Annotated in this window: 20 protein-coding genes; 6 read left to right on the forward strand and 14 right to left on the reverse strand. The window is 75.6% G+C overall.

The annotated features are described in order from the left end of the window. Positions 1 to 31 precede the first annotated feature (31 nt). The 8 genes from WCD41_RS18290 to WCD41_RS18325 all read right to left on the reverse strand — a co-directional run bounded on the left by WCD41_RS18290 (position 32) and on the right by WCD41_RS18325 (position 7,485). Complete coding sequence (locus WCD41_RS18290) at positions 32 to 265, reverse strand: helix-turn-helix domain-containing protein (RefSeq protein ID WP_133830068.1); 234 nt, start codon at positions 263 to 265, stop codon at positions 32 to 34. Between the two features lie 227 nt (positions 266 to 492). Next, positions 493 to 1,332 (reverse strand): pyrroline-5-carboxylate reductase, encoded by an 840-nt coding sequence (gene proC / locus WCD41_RS18295; protein WP_337714963.1) that lies wholly within the window; start codon positions 1,330 to 1,332, stop codon positions 493 to 495. A 19-nt stretch (positions 1,333 to 1,351) separates the two neighbouring features. After that, complete coding sequence (locus tag WCD41_RS18300) at positions 1,352 to 2,137, reverse strand: sugar phosphate isomerase/epimerase family protein (protein ID WP_337714965.1); 786 nt, start codon at positions 2,135 to 2,137, stop codon at positions 1,352 to 1,354. Positions 2,138 to 2,182: 45 nt separating this feature from the next. Beyond that, the gene (locus WCD41_RS18305) at positions 2,183 to 3,547 is read right to left on the reverse strand and encodes an Rv0497 family membrane protein (RefSeq protein WP_337714967.1); all 1,365 of its coding nucleotides are present in this window, start codon (positions 3,545 to 3,547) and stop codon (positions 2,183 to 2,185) included. Positions 3,548 to 3,552: 5 nt separating this feature from the next. After that, positions 3,553 to 4,545: a Ppx/GppA phosphatase family protein gene (locus WCD41_RS18310; protein WP_337714970.1), complete on the reverse strand. Its 993-nt coding sequence runs from the start codon at positions 4,543 to 4,545 to the stop codon at positions 3,553 to 3,555. Between the two features lie 23 nt (positions 4,546 to 4,568). After that, complete coding sequence (locus WCD41_RS18315; RefSeq protein WP_337714971.1) at positions 4,569 to 5,297, reverse strand: response regulator; 729 nt, start codon at positions 5,295 to 5,297, stop codon at positions 4,569 to 4,571. Continuing rightward, on the reverse strand, positions 5,294 to 6,598 hold the full coding sequence (locus WCD41_RS18320) for a sensor histidine kinase (RefSeq protein ID WP_337714973.1): 1,305 nt from the start codon (positions 6,596 to 6,598) through the stop codon (positions 5,294 to 5,296). The genes WCD41_RS18315 and WCD41_RS18320 overlap by 4 nt, the downstream gene beginning before the upstream one ends. A gap of 116 nt (positions 6,599 to 6,714) precedes the next feature. Beyond that, on the reverse strand, positions 6,715 to 7,485 hold the full coding sequence (locus WCD41_RS18325) for a phosphoglyceromutase (RefSeq protein ID WP_337714975.1): 771 nt from the start codon (positions 7,483 to 7,485) through the stop codon (positions 6,715 to 6,717). 185 nt (positions 7,486 to 7,670) lie between these two features. On the opposite strand from WCD41_RS18325, the gene WCD41_RS18330 reads away from it, so the two are divergent. The 6 genes from WCD41_RS18330 (at position 7,671) to WCD41_RS18355 (ending at position 11,762) form a co-directional block, all read left to right on the forward strand. Beyond that, the gene (locus tag WCD41_RS18330) at positions 7,671 to 8,066 is read left to right on the forward strand and encodes a hypothetical protein (protein ID WP_337714977.1); all 396 of its coding nucleotides are present in this window, start codon (positions 7,671 to 7,673) and stop codon (positions 8,064 to 8,066) included. Positions 8,067 to 8,072: 6 nt separating this feature from the next. Further along, positions 8,073 to 9,377, forward strand: a complete 1,305-nt coding sequence (locus tag WCD41_RS18335) for a cupin domain-containing protein (RefSeq protein ID WP_337714979.1) — start codon at positions 8,073 to 8,075, stop codon at positions 9,375 to 9,377. A gap of 66 nt (positions 9,378 to 9,443) precedes the next feature. Then, positions 9,444 to 10,403, forward strand: coding sequence for a ferredoxin family protein (locus WCD41_RS18340; RefSeq protein WP_337714981.1), 960 nt, complete (start codon positions 9,444 to 9,446; stop codon positions 10,401 to 10,403). Between the two features lie 102 nt (positions 10,404 to 10,505). Continuing rightward, entirely contained in the window at positions 10,506 to 10,778 is a 273-nt protein-coding gene (locus WCD41_RS18345) for a GlsB/YeaQ/YmgE family stress response membrane protein (protein WP_337714983.1), read from the forward strand. A 37-nt stretch (positions 10,779 to 10,815) separates the two neighbouring features. Next, entirely contained in the window at positions 10,816 to 11,295 is a 480-nt protein-coding gene (locus tag WCD41_RS18350) for a MarR family winged helix-turn-helix transcriptional regulator (protein ID WP_337714985.1), read from the forward strand. 29 nt (positions 11,296 to 11,324) lie between these two features. Further along, the gene (locus WCD41_RS18355; protein ID WP_337714987.1) at positions 11,325 to 11,762 is read left to right on the forward strand and encodes an OsmC family peroxiredoxin; all 438 of its coding nucleotides are present in this window, start codon (positions 11,325 to 11,327) and stop codon (positions 11,760 to 11,762) included. Positions 11,763 to 11,769: 7 nt separating this feature from the next. Here WCD41_RS18355 and WCD41_RS18360 read toward each other — a convergent pair whose 3' ends face one another. From WCD41_RS18360 to WCD41_RS18385, 6 genes are all read right to left on the reverse strand, one after another. Continuing rightward, positions 11,770 to 12,159: a hypothetical protein gene (locus WCD41_RS18360; protein WP_337714989.1), complete on the reverse strand. Its 390-nt coding sequence runs from the start codon at positions 12,157 to 12,159 to the stop codon at positions 11,770 to 11,772. Between the two features lie 173 nt (positions 12,160 to 12,332). After that, entirely contained in the window at positions 12,333 to 12,497 is a 165-nt protein-coding gene (locus WCD41_RS18365) for a hypothetical protein (protein WP_337714990.1), read from the reverse strand. Positions 12,498 to 12,637: 140 nt separating this feature from the next. Further along, complete coding sequence (locus WCD41_RS18370) at positions 12,638 to 13,597, reverse strand: helix-turn-helix transcriptional regulator (protein WP_337714992.1); 960 nt, start codon at positions 13,595 to 13,597, stop codon at positions 12,638 to 12,640. 138 nt (positions 13,598 to 13,735) lie between these two features. Next, on the reverse strand, positions 13,736 to 14,173 hold the full coding sequence (locus tag WCD41_RS18375) for a hypothetical protein (RefSeq protein WP_337714994.1): 438 nt from the start codon (positions 14,171 to 14,173) through the stop codon (positions 13,736 to 13,738). 5 nt (positions 14,174 to 14,178) lie between these two features. After that, entirely contained in the window at positions 14,179 to 14,901 is a 723-nt protein-coding gene (locus tag WCD41_RS18380; RefSeq protein WP_337714996.1) for a hypothetical protein, read from the reverse strand. A gap of 62 nt (positions 14,902 to 14,963) precedes the next feature. After that, positions 14,964 to 15,737 (reverse strand): helix-turn-helix domain-containing protein, encoded by a 774-nt coding sequence (locus WCD41_RS18385; RefSeq protein ID WP_337714998.1) that lies wholly within the window; start codon positions 15,735 to 15,737, stop codon positions 14,964 to 14,966. Positions 15,738 to 15,816 lie beyond the last annotated feature (79 nt).

Here is a 15,816-nt window from a genome sequence, read left to right on the forward strand (position 1 = left end):
AGCCGGTAATCAGGCGGTGATCAGGCGGTGATCAGCCGGCGTCGAAGTAGGAGCCGCGCAGGTACTCGTGGACGGCGTCCTCGGGCACCCGGAAGCTGCGGCCCACGCGGACCGCGGGCAGCTCGCCGTTGTGCACCAGCCGGTACACCGTCATCTTCGACACGCGCATCGCGGCGGCGACCTCGGCGACGGTCAGGAACTGCACCCTCGCCAGGTTGTCGCCGTCCGCCCGCCGCGGGCCGGAACCCGTCGTGTTGTTGGGCATGGGTCTCACGCCTTCCGCGCACAGGCCGTGCCGTCGGGCTTCCCCTCCCGACGGTTCGACACGCCGTGCTGTGCGCATGAGGGTAACGGGACGCGTGTGACGTCTGGTTCGACCTCACCCGCTCGTGCGGCGGCCGTGCAGGCAGACGCGTCAAGCGTCCACGCCGGAACCGCTCGACACGATCTCGTCACGACGAACGGATCCTTCCGGCCGCCCGCCGCGTCTGGTCACCCGTACTGGCGGCCGAGCGCGACGGAACGGTCGCGGGCGGCCGTGACGGCCGTGGCGAGGGCGGCGCGCAGCCCGTCGGCCTCCAGGGCCCCGAGGGCGGCGGCCGTCGTGCCGCCGGGCGAGGTCACGGCCTCGCGCAGCAGACCCGGGTGCGGTGCGGCGCCCTCGCGACCGTCGCTGCCCGGGGTGGTGAGCAGCCCCCCGGCCCCCTCGACGGTCGCGGTCACCAGCTCGGTCGCGACGGGGCGCGGGAGCCCGAGCGCGACGCCGGCGTCGATCATCGCCTCGGCGAGCAGGAAGACGTAGGCGGGCCCCGAGCCCGACAGCGCGGTCGCGAGGTCCTGCTGGGACTCCGGCACGCGGACGGTGCGCCCGACCGCGGCGAGCAGCTCCTCGGCCGCCGCCAGCTCGGCCTCCCCCGCCGCGGCCCCGGGCGAGAGCACGCACATCGCCCGGCCGACGAGCATCGGGGTGTTCGGCATGACCCGCACGACCGGGGTGCGCTCGGGCAGGCGGGCCTCGATCGCCGCGGTCGGGATGCCCGCGGCGAGGGAGACGACGGCCGGGCGCGCGTCGCGGCCGGCGAGGACGTCGCGCACCTCGTCGAGCGCGGCGGGCACGTCACCCGGCTTGACGGCGACGACGAGCACGCCGGCCCGGCGCGCCGCCTCCGCGGCGTCGACGGCCGCGAACCCGTAGCGCCCGGTGAGCTCGGCGGCCCGCGCGGCGACGGCCTCGACGACGAGCAGCGAGGACGGGTCGCGCCCGGCCGACACCAGCCCGCCCAGCAGCGCCTCGCCGATCTTCCCGCCACCCAGCACCGCCACCGTCTCCATGACGGCGATCCTGCCCCAGCTAGCGGACGGGCGAGCGCGGCAGGTCGGTGCCGAGGTGCAGGCGCGCGAACAGCAGCGACTCCGCGAGCGCGTCGAGGCGCTCGTTGCGCGAGCGGGCCCGCCGCGTACTGATCTCGACGACCACCGTGCCGTCGAACCCGGACGTCCCGAGACGCCGGCAGACCTCCGCGCAGGGCTGCGTGCCGCGCCCGGGCACGAGGTGCTCGTCGCGCTCCAGGCCGGTGCCGTCCCCGAGGTGCAGGTGCACGAGACGGTCGCCCATGCGCTCGAGCAGGGCGAGGGCGTCGTCACCCGCGGTCGCGGTGTGCGAGAGGTCGAGGGTGTACCAGCGCGCCCCCTCCCGCGTCGGGTCGTGCCCCGGCGTGTAGCTCGACCACCGCAGCCGGCCGCGACGCAGCGGGAACATGTTCTCCAGGGCGATCCGCACGCCGTGGGCCCGCTCGAGCTCGTCGACCTGCCGGGCCAGCCCGAGCGCGTAGCGGCGCTGCCAGCGGAACGGCGGGTGCAGCACGACGGTGGGCGCCCCGAGACTCGCCGCGAGCACGGCGCTGCGGCGCAGGCGTTCGGCCGGGTCGGGCGTCCACACCCGCTGGGTGATGGCGAGGCACGGGGCGTGCACGGCGAGGACGGGCATGCCGGTGCGCTCCGAGGCGCGGGCGACCGACGCGAGCCGCTGGCTGTCCGGGTCGGTCCACACCATCAGCTCGACGCCGTCGTAGCCGAGCTCGGCGGCGACGTCGAAGGCGGAGTCCATGTCCTCGGGGAACACCGAGGCGGTCGACATGGCGACCGGCGGGCCCCCTCGCGGGGACGGGCGGGAGGTCACGGATCAGCGGCTCAGCAGCACGATCGCGGCCGGGGACACGGTGACCACCAGCCCGACGACCACCGCGAGCACCGTGGTCTGCAGGTCGTCGGAGCGGCGCAGCGCGCGGACCCCGAACACCAGGCCGGTGGTCGCGGCGGCGGCGAGGACCAGCGCGACGACGGGCTGCTCCTGCCAGAGGTAGGAGAAGACCGTCCAGAGCACGGCACCCAGCAGGGCGCCGAGCACGAGCTGGACGATCATGACGACCCAGTCCCGCGCGGAGGCGCGCGGCGGCTCCTCCTCCTCGTCCAGGTCGTCCTCGTACTCGTCGACGTCGACGTCGCGGTCGGCCGGGTCGTCGCTGAACCGCGTGCGGCCCGGGGCCCGGCCGAGGCCGGCGGGCACGTCGTCGCGCTCGTCGTCGAAGCGGTCGTCGTCGAAGCGGTCGTCGGCGTCGTCCAGGTCGTCGTCGAGGCCCGGTCGCCCGAGCGTCGACGCGGCGGTGGGCGGGCCGCCGTCGTCCGGGGCACCACCGCGGGGCGGCGGCGCACCCGGCGGGACGGGGGCCGGGGAGACCGCGGTGGACGGGCCGCCGTCGCGCGCCGACGGGACGCCGGACACCGGGCGCATCGGGGCGAGGGGGCCCGGCGGCCGAGCGGGCGGGGCGGCCTGCGGGGCGGCCTGTTGTGCGGTCTGGGGCGTCCCGAACGCCTGCGTGCCGGTGACCGGCGGCGCCGCGCCCTGCGGTGGCCCCGGCGGCGGCGCGGGCGGGCCGGGCGGCGGCCCGGCCGGGGGCATCGGCGGCCTCGGCGGCGACGGGGACATCGGGGGCATCGGCGGTGCCGCCGGGGCGCCCGCCCACGGGTCGCGGCCCTGCAGCTCGTACCCCTGGGGCTCGTAGCCCTGCGGCTCGTAGCCCTGCGGCTCGTAGCCCTGCGGCTCGTAGCCCTGCGGCTCGTAGCCCTGCGGCTCGTAGCCCCCGCCGTACGGGTCGTAGGTCGCGCCGTACGGGTCGTGGCCGCCGTTCTGCTGGCCACCGCCCTGGTAGGCGGGCCGGCCGCCGGTGTCGTAGCCGCCCGCGTACCCCCCGCCCTGGTACCCGGACCGGTAGCCACCGGTGTCGTAGCCCCCGGACTCGTAACCACCGGTGTCGTAGCCGCCGGACTGGTAGCCGCCGGTGTCGTAGCCACCGTCGTAGGACGTCTCGTACGGGCCGCCGTAGCTCGGGGCGGCGGGCGGCGCGGGCTCGGGGCTGCGCGGGGGGCCCGCGTCCTCGGGCTCGCCGGAGCGGCGGCGGCGGGGCTGCTGGGACTCGGCGCTGTAGGCCGCCAACAGCTCGGCGACGCTGCGCTGGCTGCCCGGTCGGGGCCCGTCGTCCCTGTTCACGACCCCTACCGTGCCTCGTGCAGTGTCGGTCGTCCAGTCGCCAGGGGCCCGTCGACCGACGCCAGCCCACCGCCCGGCTGTAGCTGGTCGAGGCGGCCCAGGATGATCCCTTCGCGCAGCGCCCAGGGGCAGACCTCGACCTCCTCCAGGCCGAGGGCGGTCATCGTCTCGTGGGCGACGATGGCGCCGGCGACGAGCTGGTGGCTGCGGCTGGCCGACACGCCCTCGAGCTCGGCGAGGTCCGTGGAGCTCATGCGGGAGATGAACGCCACGACCTGGCGCAGACCGGCCGCCGAGAGCCGGCGCCGGACCCGCGGCCCGGCGCTGCGCGGTGCGGCGCCGGTGAGCCGGGCGAGCGAGCGGAACGTCTTCGAGGTGACCACCGCGCGGTCGGGCGGGCCCTCGCCGAGCAGGGTGCTCGCGGCCGGGGCCAGCACCTCGTGCGCGTAGTCGGTCAGCGCCTTGACCTCCTGGCGCTGCGGCGGGTCGCTGGTGAACCAGTCCCGCGTCAGGCGCCCGGCGCCCAGCGGCACCGAGATCGCGTGCACGGGCGCCTCGTCGCGGCCGACCGCCATCTCCAGCGAGCCGCCACCGATGTCGAGGACCAGGAGGTGGCCCGCGGACCAGCCGAGCCACCGGCGGACGGCGAGGAAGGTCAGCGCCGCCTCGTCCGGGCCGGAGAGCACCTGGAGGTCGACCCCGGCCTCGGCGCGCACGCGCTCGAGCACCGCGGGCGAGTTGGACGCGTCGCGGACCGCCGACGTCGCGAAGGCCAGCAGGTCCTCGCAGCCCAGGTCGAGCGCCTGACGACGGGCGTCGGCGGTGGCCGCCACGAGCGCGTCGGCACCGTCGACCTCGAGCCGGCCCTCGGTGAGGTGCTCGGCGAGGCGCAGCGCCGTCTTGGTGGAGTGGGTCGGCGTCGGGTGACCGCCGCGCTGGGCGTCGACCACCAACAGGTGCACCGTGTTCGACCCCACGTCCAGGACCCCGAGTCGCACGTCCCGGAGTCTAACGGGGGCGTTCAGGCGTCCAGCTTGTAGCCCAGCCCGCGCACCGTGACCAGGTGCCGCGGCGCCGACGGCTCGGGCTCGAGCTTGGCCCGGAGCCGCTTGACGTGGACGTCGAGGGTCTTGGTGTCACCGACGTAGTCGGCGCCCCACACGCGGTCGATGAGCTGGGCGCGGGTGAGCACCCGGCCGACGTTGCGCAGGAGGTACTCGAGCAGGTCGAACTCCTTGAGCGGGAGCGGGACCTCGAGGCTGCGTCCGCCCGGCTCCGCCGACTCGACCGTGACGACGTGCCGGTCGACGTCCATCCGGATCGGCCCGGCCTCCAGCAGCTGGCGCTCGCCCCCGCCGCCCGGGGCGGCGCCGCCCTCGGCCTCGCCGTCCTGGCCGCGACGCAGCACCGCGCGCACGCGGGCGATGAGCTCCCGCGCCGAGTACGGCTTGGTGACGTAGTCGTCGGCCCCCAGCTCGAGCCCGACCACCTTGTCGATCTCCGCGTCGCGGGCGGTGACCATGATCACGGGGACCGCCGAGCGCTGCCGCAGGGCCTTGCAGACGTCGGTGCCGCTCATCCCCGGGAGCATGAGGTCCAGCAGGACGATGTCGGCGCCGTGGCGCTCGAAGTCGTCGAGGGCGGCGGCGCCGGTGCCGGCGACGGAGGTCTCGAAGCCCTCCTTGCGCAGCAGGTAGGCCAGCGGGTCGGCGAAGGACTCCTCGTCCTCGACGATGAGCACGCGGGTCATGGGGAACCTCCGGGAGCGGTCGGGGCCGGCTCCGGACCGGTTCCCGTCGTGGTGAGGGCCAGGTCGGTGTCGACGTCGGAGTCGGTGCCGAGGTCGGCGTCGAGGTCGTCGTCGCCATCGAGGTCCTCGTCGCCGTCGTCGGAGCGGGCCGCCGGCACCCGCAGGGTGAACGTCGACCCCACCCCGGACCGGCTCCACAGGCGGACCTCACCGCCGTGGTTGGCCGCGACGTGCTTGACGATGGCGAGCCCGAGCCCGGTGCCGCCGGTGGCCCGGGAGCGGGCGGGGTCGACGCGGAAGAACCGCTCGAACACCCGCTGCTGGTGCTCCGGGGCGATCCCGATGCCCCGGTCGGTCACCGAGATCTCGATCCGGTCGCCCTGCCGGCGGCGCCGCACGGACACCGGCGTGCCCTCCGGCGAGTAGGCCACGGCGTTCTCGAGCAGGTTGGACAGCGCGGTGACGAGCAGCGTGCGGTCGCCCGCGACCTCGAGACCGCTCGGCGCGTCGAGCAGGAACCGCTCGCGGGGATCCGGGGCGTCCTCGTTGCCCGCCGCGCTCGCCGCCTCGGCCGGCACGCGGACCCGCTTGAGCGCCTCGGTGAGCACCTCGTCGACGTCGACCCGCACGAGCTCGGGCAGCTTCTCGGCGCCCTGCAGCCGCGACAGCGCGATCAGCTCGGTGACGAGGGCGCCGAGGCGGTGGGACTCGTTGAGGATGCGGGTCGCGAAGTGGCTGACTTCCTCGGGGTCGTCCGCGTCGAGCACCGCCTCGGCCAGCACGGCGAGCGCCCCGACCGGCGTCTTGAGCTCGTGGCCGACGTTGGCCACGAAGTCGCGGCGCACGGCCTCGAGCCGCACGGCCGCGGACGTGTCGGTGGCGTCGACGGCCACGAAGCCGTCCCCGAGCGGGCGGACGTGCGCCATGATCGTGCGCGGGGTCGACCCCGGCGGGTACGTCGAGGGCGAGAGGTCGACCTCGCACGGCTCGCCGCCGGCGGCCACGCGCTCCGCGGCCGCGGTCAGCCGCGGATCGGGGCGGGAGTCGGCGACGGCCCCGAGCGCCTCGGCGCGCTCGTTGGCCAGCACGACGTCACCGAAGCGGTTGATCACCGCGATGCCCGACTGCGAGCGGCGCACCAGCCGCGCGAGGAGCTCGGCCACCGTCGGGCCGCGCACGCCGCGGGTGCGTTCGCGCCCCGGCTCGTCCCGCTTCCACCGGACGAGGGCGGCCCCGACGACGGCACCGAGCGCCGCGACCACCAGGGCCACGACGACGGTCACCAGCACGGGGACGGTCACATCTGTCGATGGTAGGGGCGTCGCGGCCCCTTCCGGGCGCTCCGCGTGAGCAGTCCAACGCGTCCGGGGGACGACGTTGGCCTGCCGTTCCCCGGCCGTTCACGTGACCGGGCCCGTCAGCGCCCCTGGTTGGCCACCGCCGCGATGGCGTCCTTCGCCGCGTCGGGGTCGAGGTACGTCCCGCCCGGGTTGGTCGGTCGCAGGTCGCCGTCCGCGGCGGTCTCGAGGTCGTAGCGCAGCGGGATGCCGGTCGGGATGTTCAGCCCGGCGATCGTCGCGTCGTCGACGCCGTCGAGGTGCTTGACGACGGCACGCAGCGAGTTCCCGTGGGCGGCGACGAGCACCGTGTGCCCGGCGCGCAGGTCCGGGACCACCGCCGCCTGCCAGTAGGGCAGCAGCCGCGCCAGCACGTCGGCCAGGCACTCGGTGCGCGGCATCGTGTCGCCGAGGTCGGCGTAGCGCGGGTCGCCGGTCTGGGCGTACGGGTCGTCGGGGTCGATCGGTGGCGGCGGGGTGTCGTAGGAGCGACGCCAGATCTGGAACTGCTCCTCGCCGTACTCCTCCATCGTCTGCTTCTTGTCCTTGCCCTGGAGGGCCCCGTAGTGCCGCTCGTTCAGGCGCCAGTCACGGCGGACCGGGATCCAGTGGCGGTCGCAGACGTCGAGGGCGATGTTCGCCGTGTTGATGGCCCGGCGCAGCAGCGACGTGTGCAGGACGTCGGGCAGGAGCCCGGCGTCGGCGAGCAGCTCGCCGCCGCGGCGGGCCTCCCCCTCGCCCCGCGCCGAGAGGGCGACGTCCACCCAGCCGGTGAAGAGGTTCTTCTCGTTCCAGTCGCTCTGGCCGTGGCGCAGCAGGACGAGCGTGCCGACCGATCCCTCCGGGTTCATGGCGCCAGACCCTGCCAGCGGCCCGCCGACCTCACCACGCCTGTCGGGCGACCCGGGCGTGAGATCACCCTCCGCCGGGTACGGCCTGCGTCGTCGGAGCACTGTGCTCGCGACCCACCACCCACCGGGCGCCCCGCACCCCACGCAGGGTCTCCCGGAGCAGACCACGATCCCTGGAGTTCGACGTGAACGACGACGACATCACCCACGGCCCGGCCGACGGCGGGGCCTCCGGCAACTCGGCCGACGGCGGTGCCGACGGCGCGGCGGGCCACGGCCCGGCCGACGGCGGCGCCCGCGGTGGCGGCTCCGACGGCGGCGCGGACGGTGGCGCGGACGGCGGCGCGGGCCACGGCCCGGCGGACGGTGGCGCCCGCGGTGGCGGCTCCGACGGCGGTGCCGACGGCGGCGCGGACGGTGGCGCGGACGGCGGCGCGGGCCACGGCCCGGCGGACGGCGGCGCCCGCGGCGGCGGCTCCGACGGTGGCGCCGACGGCGGTGCCGACGGGGGCGCGCACGGCCCGGCCGACGGCGGCGCCCGCGGTGGCGGCTCCGACGGCGGTGCCGACGGCGGGGCCTGAGGGCTCGTGACGACCGATACGCCAGCGTCGACAGCGGCCGGGCGGTCCCAGGACCGCCCGGCGCTGCGGCGCCTCGTCGCGGGTGACCTCGACGAGTTCGCGGCGGGCACCTGGGGCCGCGAAGCCCTCCTGTCGCGTGCCGCCGACCTCGCGAAGCACAGCCCCCACGGGCCCGGGGAGACCGACCACCCGCCGGCGTTCGGCGACCTGTTCGACCTCGCCGCGGTCGACGAGCTCCTCTCGCGGCGCGGCCTGCGCACCCCGTTCCTGCGGATCGCCAAGCAGGGCACGGTGGTCGACTCGCGCCAGTTCACGGGCGAGGGCGGCGTCGGCGCCGAGGTGTCCGACCAGGTGCGTGACGACCGCGTGGCCGCGCTGTTCGCCGAGGGCCACACGGTGGTGCTGCAGGGCGTGCACCGCACGTGGGCGCCGGTGGCCGACCTGGTCACCGACCTCGCCGCCGAGCTCGGGCACCCGGCCCAGACGAACGCCTACGTCACGCCGGCCTCGTCCCGCGGCTTCTCCGCGCACTACGACGTGCACGACGTCTTCGTCCTGCAGGTCGCGGGCACGAAGCGCTGGCACGTCCACGCCCCCGTGCACGCCGACCCGCTGCGCTCCCAGCCGTGGAACGACCGCGCCGACGCCGTGGCCGCCCGGGCCGCCGAGGAGCCGCTGATCGACGCGGTCCTCGAGCCCGGCGACGCCCTCTACCTCCCGCGCGGCTACCTGCACTCGGCCACCGCGCAGGGCGAGGTCAGCGCCCACCTGACGATCGGGGTCCACGTCCTCACCCGCTGGGCGGTCGTGGACGCGCTCGTCGACGCGCTCACCGCGGACCCGGAGCTGCGTGGCTCGCTGCCGCTCGGGATCGACGCCGCGGACCCCGCCGCGCTCGCCCCGCACGTCGAGGCGGTCGCGGCGCGGCTCGCCGAGACCCTCGCGACGCCGGACGCCGACCGCGCCGACCGGGTGGCCCGGCGCCTGCGCCGCCGCGCCTGGAACGGCAACCGCCCCGAGGCGGTCGCCCCCCTCGTCCAGGCCGCCGCGGCGACCGCGGCCGACACGGCCACCGTCGTGCGCTGCCGGCGCGGGCTGCACCACCGGCTGCGGCCGTCGCCGGCCGACGAGGACGTCGTCCTCGAGCTCGCCGACCGGACGCTCACCCTCCCCGCCGGCACGCGCGCCGCGTGCGAACGCCTGCTCGACGGCGATCCGGTGGCCGCCGGGGAGCTGCCGGGACTCGCCCCCGACGACGGGGTGGTCGTGGTCCGGCGGCTCCTCAAGGAGGGCGTGGTCGTTCCGGAGTGAGGCCACCCTCACTTCGGTCGGCCCCGCCGGGTGTCCGCGGGCGTCCGGGCCGGGTATGACTGGGGGATGACCTCCAGCGAGCCGGACGGCACGGCGTCCTTCCGCTGCTCGGACGCCGCCCGCGACCGCGACGATCCCTTCGTCGCGACCGCGCCCCCGGCCCGGTGCTGGCTGCTGGTCGAGCACCCCGGCCCCTGGGGCCACCAGGCGCTCGGGGACGCCGGCTACCCGGCCGGGGTCCTCGACGCGGTCGACGCGTTCTGCCGTGCCCGCGGGGCCCGGTTCCAGCTGATCCGCCGGCCGCGCGCCCGGGGCGAGCCGCTCGCCGACCGCGGGCGGTTCGCGGTCGTCGACACCACACCCGGGGCGGAGTCGGTGCGGTGGGGACGCGTGTCGTCCCCCGAGGGCCTGCCGGCGGCGCTGGCGGACGTCGAGGCCGCGACGACGCCCTCCCCCGAGCCGGTCTACCTGGTCTGCGCGCACGGCCGGCACGACGCGTGCTGCGCCATGCGCGGGCGCCCGGTGGCCGCGGAGCTCGCCGCGGTGCACCCGGAGCGCACGTGGGAGACCACGCACACCGGCGGCGACCGTTTCGCCGCGAACGTGGTCCTGCTCCCCCACGGCCTCGTCCTCGGCCGCGTGCCCGCCACCGAGGCGGTCTCCGTCGTCGAGCGCTACGCCGCGGGCGAGGTCGACACGCTCTGGGTGCGCGGGCGCTCGTTCCTCAGCCCGGCCGCCCAGGCCGCCCAGCACCACGCGCGGCTCGCCCTCCAGGAGTCGCACATCGACGCGCTGCGCGTGCTCGACGTCGAGGCCCGCGAGGAGGGTCACACGGCGGTGCGCCTCGACGGCGGCGCGGAGCGCGGACCGGTCATGGTGGTCGTGCGCGAGCGGTGGGTCGCCTCGCCCACCCCGCTGACCTGCTCGGCGGGGCGGGCGGCGTCGATGCGCGTGTTCGATCTCGTCGACCTCGCGCCCGACGGCGCGGCACCGGCCGGTGTGCCCGTCACCGGCGCCGTCGGGTGAAGCACAGGGAAACGCAGGAAACGCTTCCGGGCACTGGTTGAGCCCGCGGGAACAGGGGAACGTGGCCGCTGCACGGCATCGCACTTCCCGAACGGAGCGGTCATGACCATCCTCACCATCCTCGGCTGGATCGTCTTCGGGCTCATCGTGGGCTTCATCGCCCGCGCGCTGGTCCCCGGCAAGGACAACATCGGCATCCTCGCGACGATCGGCCTCGGCATCCTCGGCTCGGTCGTCGGCGGCCTGGTCTTCTCGCTCTTCACCGGGCGCATCACGCTGACCAACCCCGTGGGCTGGATCGGCTCGATCATCTTCGCGATCATCCTGCTGGTGATCTACAACAAGGTCTCGGGCCGCAAGCAGGTCCGTCGATAAATTGTGCACGATGTGATCGTGCGCTAGGTTCATCGACGTGAGCACGGACGACGGCACGGAGGACGACCTGCTCCTGGAGGAGCAGGCGTGCTTCGCGCTCTACTCGGCGTCCCGCGCGGTCACCGACGTCTACCGGCCCCTGCTCGCCGAGCTGGGGCTGACCTATCCGCAGTACCTCGTCCTCCTGACCCTCTGGGAGTCCGAGCCGCGGACGGTCCGGGACGTCGGGGCCGCGCTCTCGCTCGACTACGGCACGATCTCGCCGCTGCTCAAGCGGCTGGAGAGCGCCGGCTTCGTCGAGCGGCGCCGGGCGACTCGTGACGAGCGGACCGTCACGGTGCACCTGACCGACGCCGGTCGCGCGCTGCGCGCCCGCGTCACCCACGTGCCCCGCGCGATCGGCTGCGCGCTCGGTCTCGACGGCCGGGCGCGCCGCGAGCTCGTCGTGCTCCTCCGGACCCTCACCGCCTCGACGATCGCCTACCGCGGCGTCGACGGCGAGACGTCCGCCGGTTGAACCCACTCTCGAGACGCCAGGAGGCGACGATGCCGAGCCGCGACGCGACCACGCACTGGGAAGGCGGCCTGCAGGACGGGACGGGTCACGTGACCCTCGACTCGTCCAACGCGGGCCAGTTCAACGTCTCGTTCCCGACCCGCGCCGAGGACCCCAACGGCCAGACCAGCCCCGAGGAGCTCATCGCCGCGGCGCACTCGTCGTGCCTGGCCATGAACCTGTCCGGCGTGCTGGGCGCGGAGAAGCTGACCGCGAGGTCCATCGACGTCAGCGCCGAGGTGACCCTGTCGCCGGCCAAGGGCGGCGGCTTCGAGATCAGCGGCATCGCGATCACCCTGCGCGCCGACGTCGACGGGGTCGACGAGGCGAAGTTCCAGGAGCTCGCGAAGACGGCCGAGCAGACGTGCCCCGTCTCCAAGGCGCTCGCGGGCACGACGATCACGCTGGACGCGTCGCTCGGGAACTGACGAGGGGTCAGTCCCCGTCCACGGGGAGCGGCTGGGTGTCACCACTGCGCCCCGGCTCGGCGGGTTCCGGTACCGCGGGGCGCCAGAGCGTGAGTCCCACGACGACGACGGCGCCGAACAGCAGCCCGACCCCGAGGTAGACGAGCGCGGACTCGACCGTCCCCTCGCCCGCCACGAGGTGGGTGAGCCCCGCCTGCGCCGACCAGGCGAGAAGGAACTGGCGAGCGCGGACCGCTCCGGCGTGCACGGCCAGCAGGAGCGCGACCTGCACCGCGACCAGCACGACGGTGGCGGCGGCCGCGAGCCCGCCGCTCCCCGCGAGGAGCATGGTGGCCGCGACGGCGGCAGCGGCAACCGCGCTCGCCGTCACGACCAGGGGCGTCCGGTCCGGCTGCACGATCCCACCGTACGAGCGGCGCGAAGCCCCGTCGGTCACGCGGGGGGAGGGCGACCGACGGGGCCCGGGCACCGACCGCCACCGGTCGCGCCGGGTGCGAGCACGCTCGCGCCCGTACCGACGGTCCCTCCTCGCACTGTCCTCGTCAAGCGGGCAGGTGATGCGTTTCGCGTCTACGACCAGCCGCCTCGTCCGTCCGCGCGCAGCAGACGACCGAACGACTCGCCCGTGGCACGTGCAGCCCGGGCGAGCGCGGCGAGGTGCTCGAGGTCCTGATCGCCGAGCCACTCCGAGAACGCCGTGGAGGTCTCGGGCGGGTCGTCGGCGATGGTGGCCATGAGGTCACGGTCCAGCCACATGTGGTCCCCCGAGGAGGCGCGGTCGCGGGCGCGGCGGCTCCGGGTTGAACCGGCCTTGACGGAACCATGGTGCACCACCGGTCGTGCGCGGTGGAAGCGGCGCGCGCGACACGGGAGCGTCACCGTCGCAGCGTTTCCCGGGGTGAGCAGCCGTAGCGCTGCCGGTACTCGACGGCGAACCGGCCGGCGTTGGCGAAGCCCCAGCGCGCCGCGATGATCCCCACGGTGTCGCCGCGGGTGGGGTCGCCGCTGCGCAGGTCGTCGTGGGCCCGCTCCATCCGGGTGCGCCGGAGGTAGTCCAGCGGCGACTGCTCGCGGTGGCGCCGGAACGCCGCCTGCAGCCCGCGCGGCCCGATCCTCGCCGCCGCCGCGATCTGGCCGAGGGTGATGTCCTCCTGGGCGTGCGCGTCCATGAACGCCACGGCGCGGCGGATCGTCGCCGGCTGTGCGGTGCCCGGGCCCTCGGCCTGCCGGTCGCCGAGGGTGCTGTTGGGGAACACGAGCAGCACCCCGACGGCCAGCTGCCGCAGGGCCTCGCCGCGCACGAGCGGCGAGGACATCAGCTCGTCGTCCGGGAGGAGCGCGCGGTCGACGTGGTCGACGAGCTCGCTCCAGTACCGGGCGAGCGCGGGCGAGCGCGGCGTCATCGACCCGAACACCACGGCGGTCGGGTCGAGCCCCGAGACCTCGGCGCCGACCCGGCCGACCTCGGCCTGGTCGAGCGTCGTCAGCCGCAGGTCCACGCCCTCCCAGCGCACCGTGTGGGGCGACCAGTGGGGCGCCAGCATCACCGGGCCGGACGTGTCGTGCCCCGTGGTGGCGACCCGGACCCCGCCGCCGACGACCTCGACCACGACCACACCGTCGAGCGGGTCGACGCGAGCGCGGAAGCGGGCGGTGTGCCGCAACCGGCTGATGCCGAGAGGGCCGGCGAACGCCGCGTCCAGCCCGAAGGCGAACCCTTCCCGCGGCACGGGCTCGTGACGGAAGCGCCCGTAGGCGGCCTGGTGCGCCGCCGCCACGTCGGGATCGTCGGTCGTGATGTGGTGGCGGTGCACGGGGACGAGCACCTCGGTCATCGCCTCGTGAAGGTATTCAGATCCCCGGCGCGACGGTATCCCGTGCACGAACGGCGGAGACCCTGAACGAGCAGTCTCGGCCGTTCGCGACGGAGCGGCCCCCGCCGCCGGCCGAGATGGTGTAATGGCCGAGCGCGTTCAGGCGCCGTCCGGCCGGTCCTGGCCCTGCGCGTCGGCCTCGGCCGCTCGACGGACAGCATCGACCTGGCGGTCGACGTCGGCCTGGTCGCGCTCCATCTCCCGGCGGGAGCGGTGCAGCGCCTCCCGCGACCGCTCGATGGTGTCGTTGGAGCGGGCCGTCGCCTCGGACGCGCGGGTGAGCGCGGCGACCGACCGGTCGAACCGGTCGGCCGTCACCGCCCCGGCCGACCGCGCCAGCGCGTCGAGCGCCTCCTCGCGCTGGTCCGCGCGCTGCTCACGCTCGTCGGCCCGGCGCTCGCGCTCGTCCGCGCGCCGGTCGCGCTCGTCGGCGAACCGATCTCGCTCGTCGGCCCGGGCGTCCCGGCGGTCGGCATCGCCCTCGCGCACGTCCGCGTCCGTCGCCCGCACGTCGCGCCGATCGGCATCGCCGCCCACGACCGTCACTCCGTACCGTGGAACACGGCGGCGGGCTCGTTCCCGCTCATCACCGACCCGGCCCAGGCACCCAGCATCATCGCCTGGACCTCGGTCTGCCCGAAGGCGCGCGGCGCGGAGGCGTAGAGGTTGATCGCCCCGACCGCGCGCTGATCCACCTGGAGGCCGCAGCGGAGGGCGCTCCAGGGGACGGCGATCGAGAGCGCCGACCGGACGCCGAGCGCATCGGCGGCCCGGCTGAGGTGAGGCCACCGTTCCGCGTCTCCACGGCCGGTCAGGTCGTCCGCCCGCACGGCGCTCACCATGTCCATCTCCAGGGCGTCGACGCACGGCCCCTCGCGGAAGCGGTACTGCGCCGCGTCGACGGACGGCGCGACACCCGTCCCGAGGGCAGTGGAGTACGGGCGTGCGTCGCCCTCGAGCTGGTCGACGGTCGTGATGCTGATCGACGAGCACTCGTCGTACAGCGCCCGCGTCGCGTCGAGGACGAGCCGGAGGACGTCCTCGCTCCCGTCGGCGGCCGTCGGCGTCGCCAATCCGTTGACGGCGATCCAGCTGATGATCATGCGGCCGAGGTGGTCGCGCGCGTGGGCCCGGGCCACCGTGGCGTCCCGGTCGTGGCCCGCGGCGCGGGTCCTCGCCCGTCCGATCAGGGTGCGGGAGCTCTCGATCCGGGCGCGCACGCGGGCGCGCACCATCCCGAGCTCGATGTCCCGGTCCGCCGTCACCGACCGACCATAGGCCCCCGGCTCGGCCTGCCACCAGGTGCAGGAGCAAGGACGGCGGGCGCTCAGCGCGACACTCGAGGGCCTACGGTCCCGTTGGTGGTCGCCCGTGGTGTCGACGGCTGCTGGGTGGGAGACGCGGCGGTCTCCTGGGCCGCGAGCAGGTGCAGGCAGGCCTCGACGACGGGCGAGATCGCGAGGTGCTCGGCGCGGGCCTTGGCGATCACGGCTCGCAACGAGGCCTCGACCGCGCGGCCGTGGAGGTCCCTGGCACGGTGCACGGCGTCGTGGGCACGCCGGTGCAGCGCGGAGAAGTCGGGGGTGCCGGGGACGGCCGGAGTACGGAGGGTCCGGCTGGGAGAGCACCCGAAGGCCTGCCGGTACTCGCTCGCGAACCGGCCGGCGTTCGCGAAGTGCCATCGGTTGGCGATGTCCCCCACGGTGACCCGATCACTCCGGTCGGCCGTGAGGAGGTCGCGGTGGGCACGTTCCAGCCGGACCTGGCGCAGGTGTCCCAAGGGGGTCTGCCCGCGGTGCTTGCGGAACGCCTGCTGCAGCCCGCGGGCTCCGATGTGCACGGCGGCGGCGATCTCTGCCGTGCCGATGTCACGATGGGCGTTCGCCTCGATGAACGAGACCGCGCAGCTCACCGTGAGCGACGCCGCGCCGAGATGCTCCGTGCGCGGGGCGGCGACCAGGTCGGCGGCGAGCTCGGCGACGTCGCGACCGTGGCTCCGCGCCATCGTCGCCAGCATCGCCGAGGCCTCCTCGACGTCCTGGCGGTACCGCTCCATGAGCACACCGGTGGCCACGTCGACCAGATCGGGAGAACGCGCCACCACCCGTCCCTCCTACCCGCCGGCGCCGCGCACGCGCAAGCTGCGGCGCCCGGAGCCCTACGCGGGAGCCTGCTCACGG

Origin of the sequence: Actinomycetospora aeridis, assembly GCF_037400275.1 — a bacterium.
Classification (GTDB): domain Bacteria; phylum Actinomycetota; class Actinomycetes; order Mycobacteriales; family Pseudonocardiaceae; genus Actinomycetospora; species Actinomycetospora aeridis.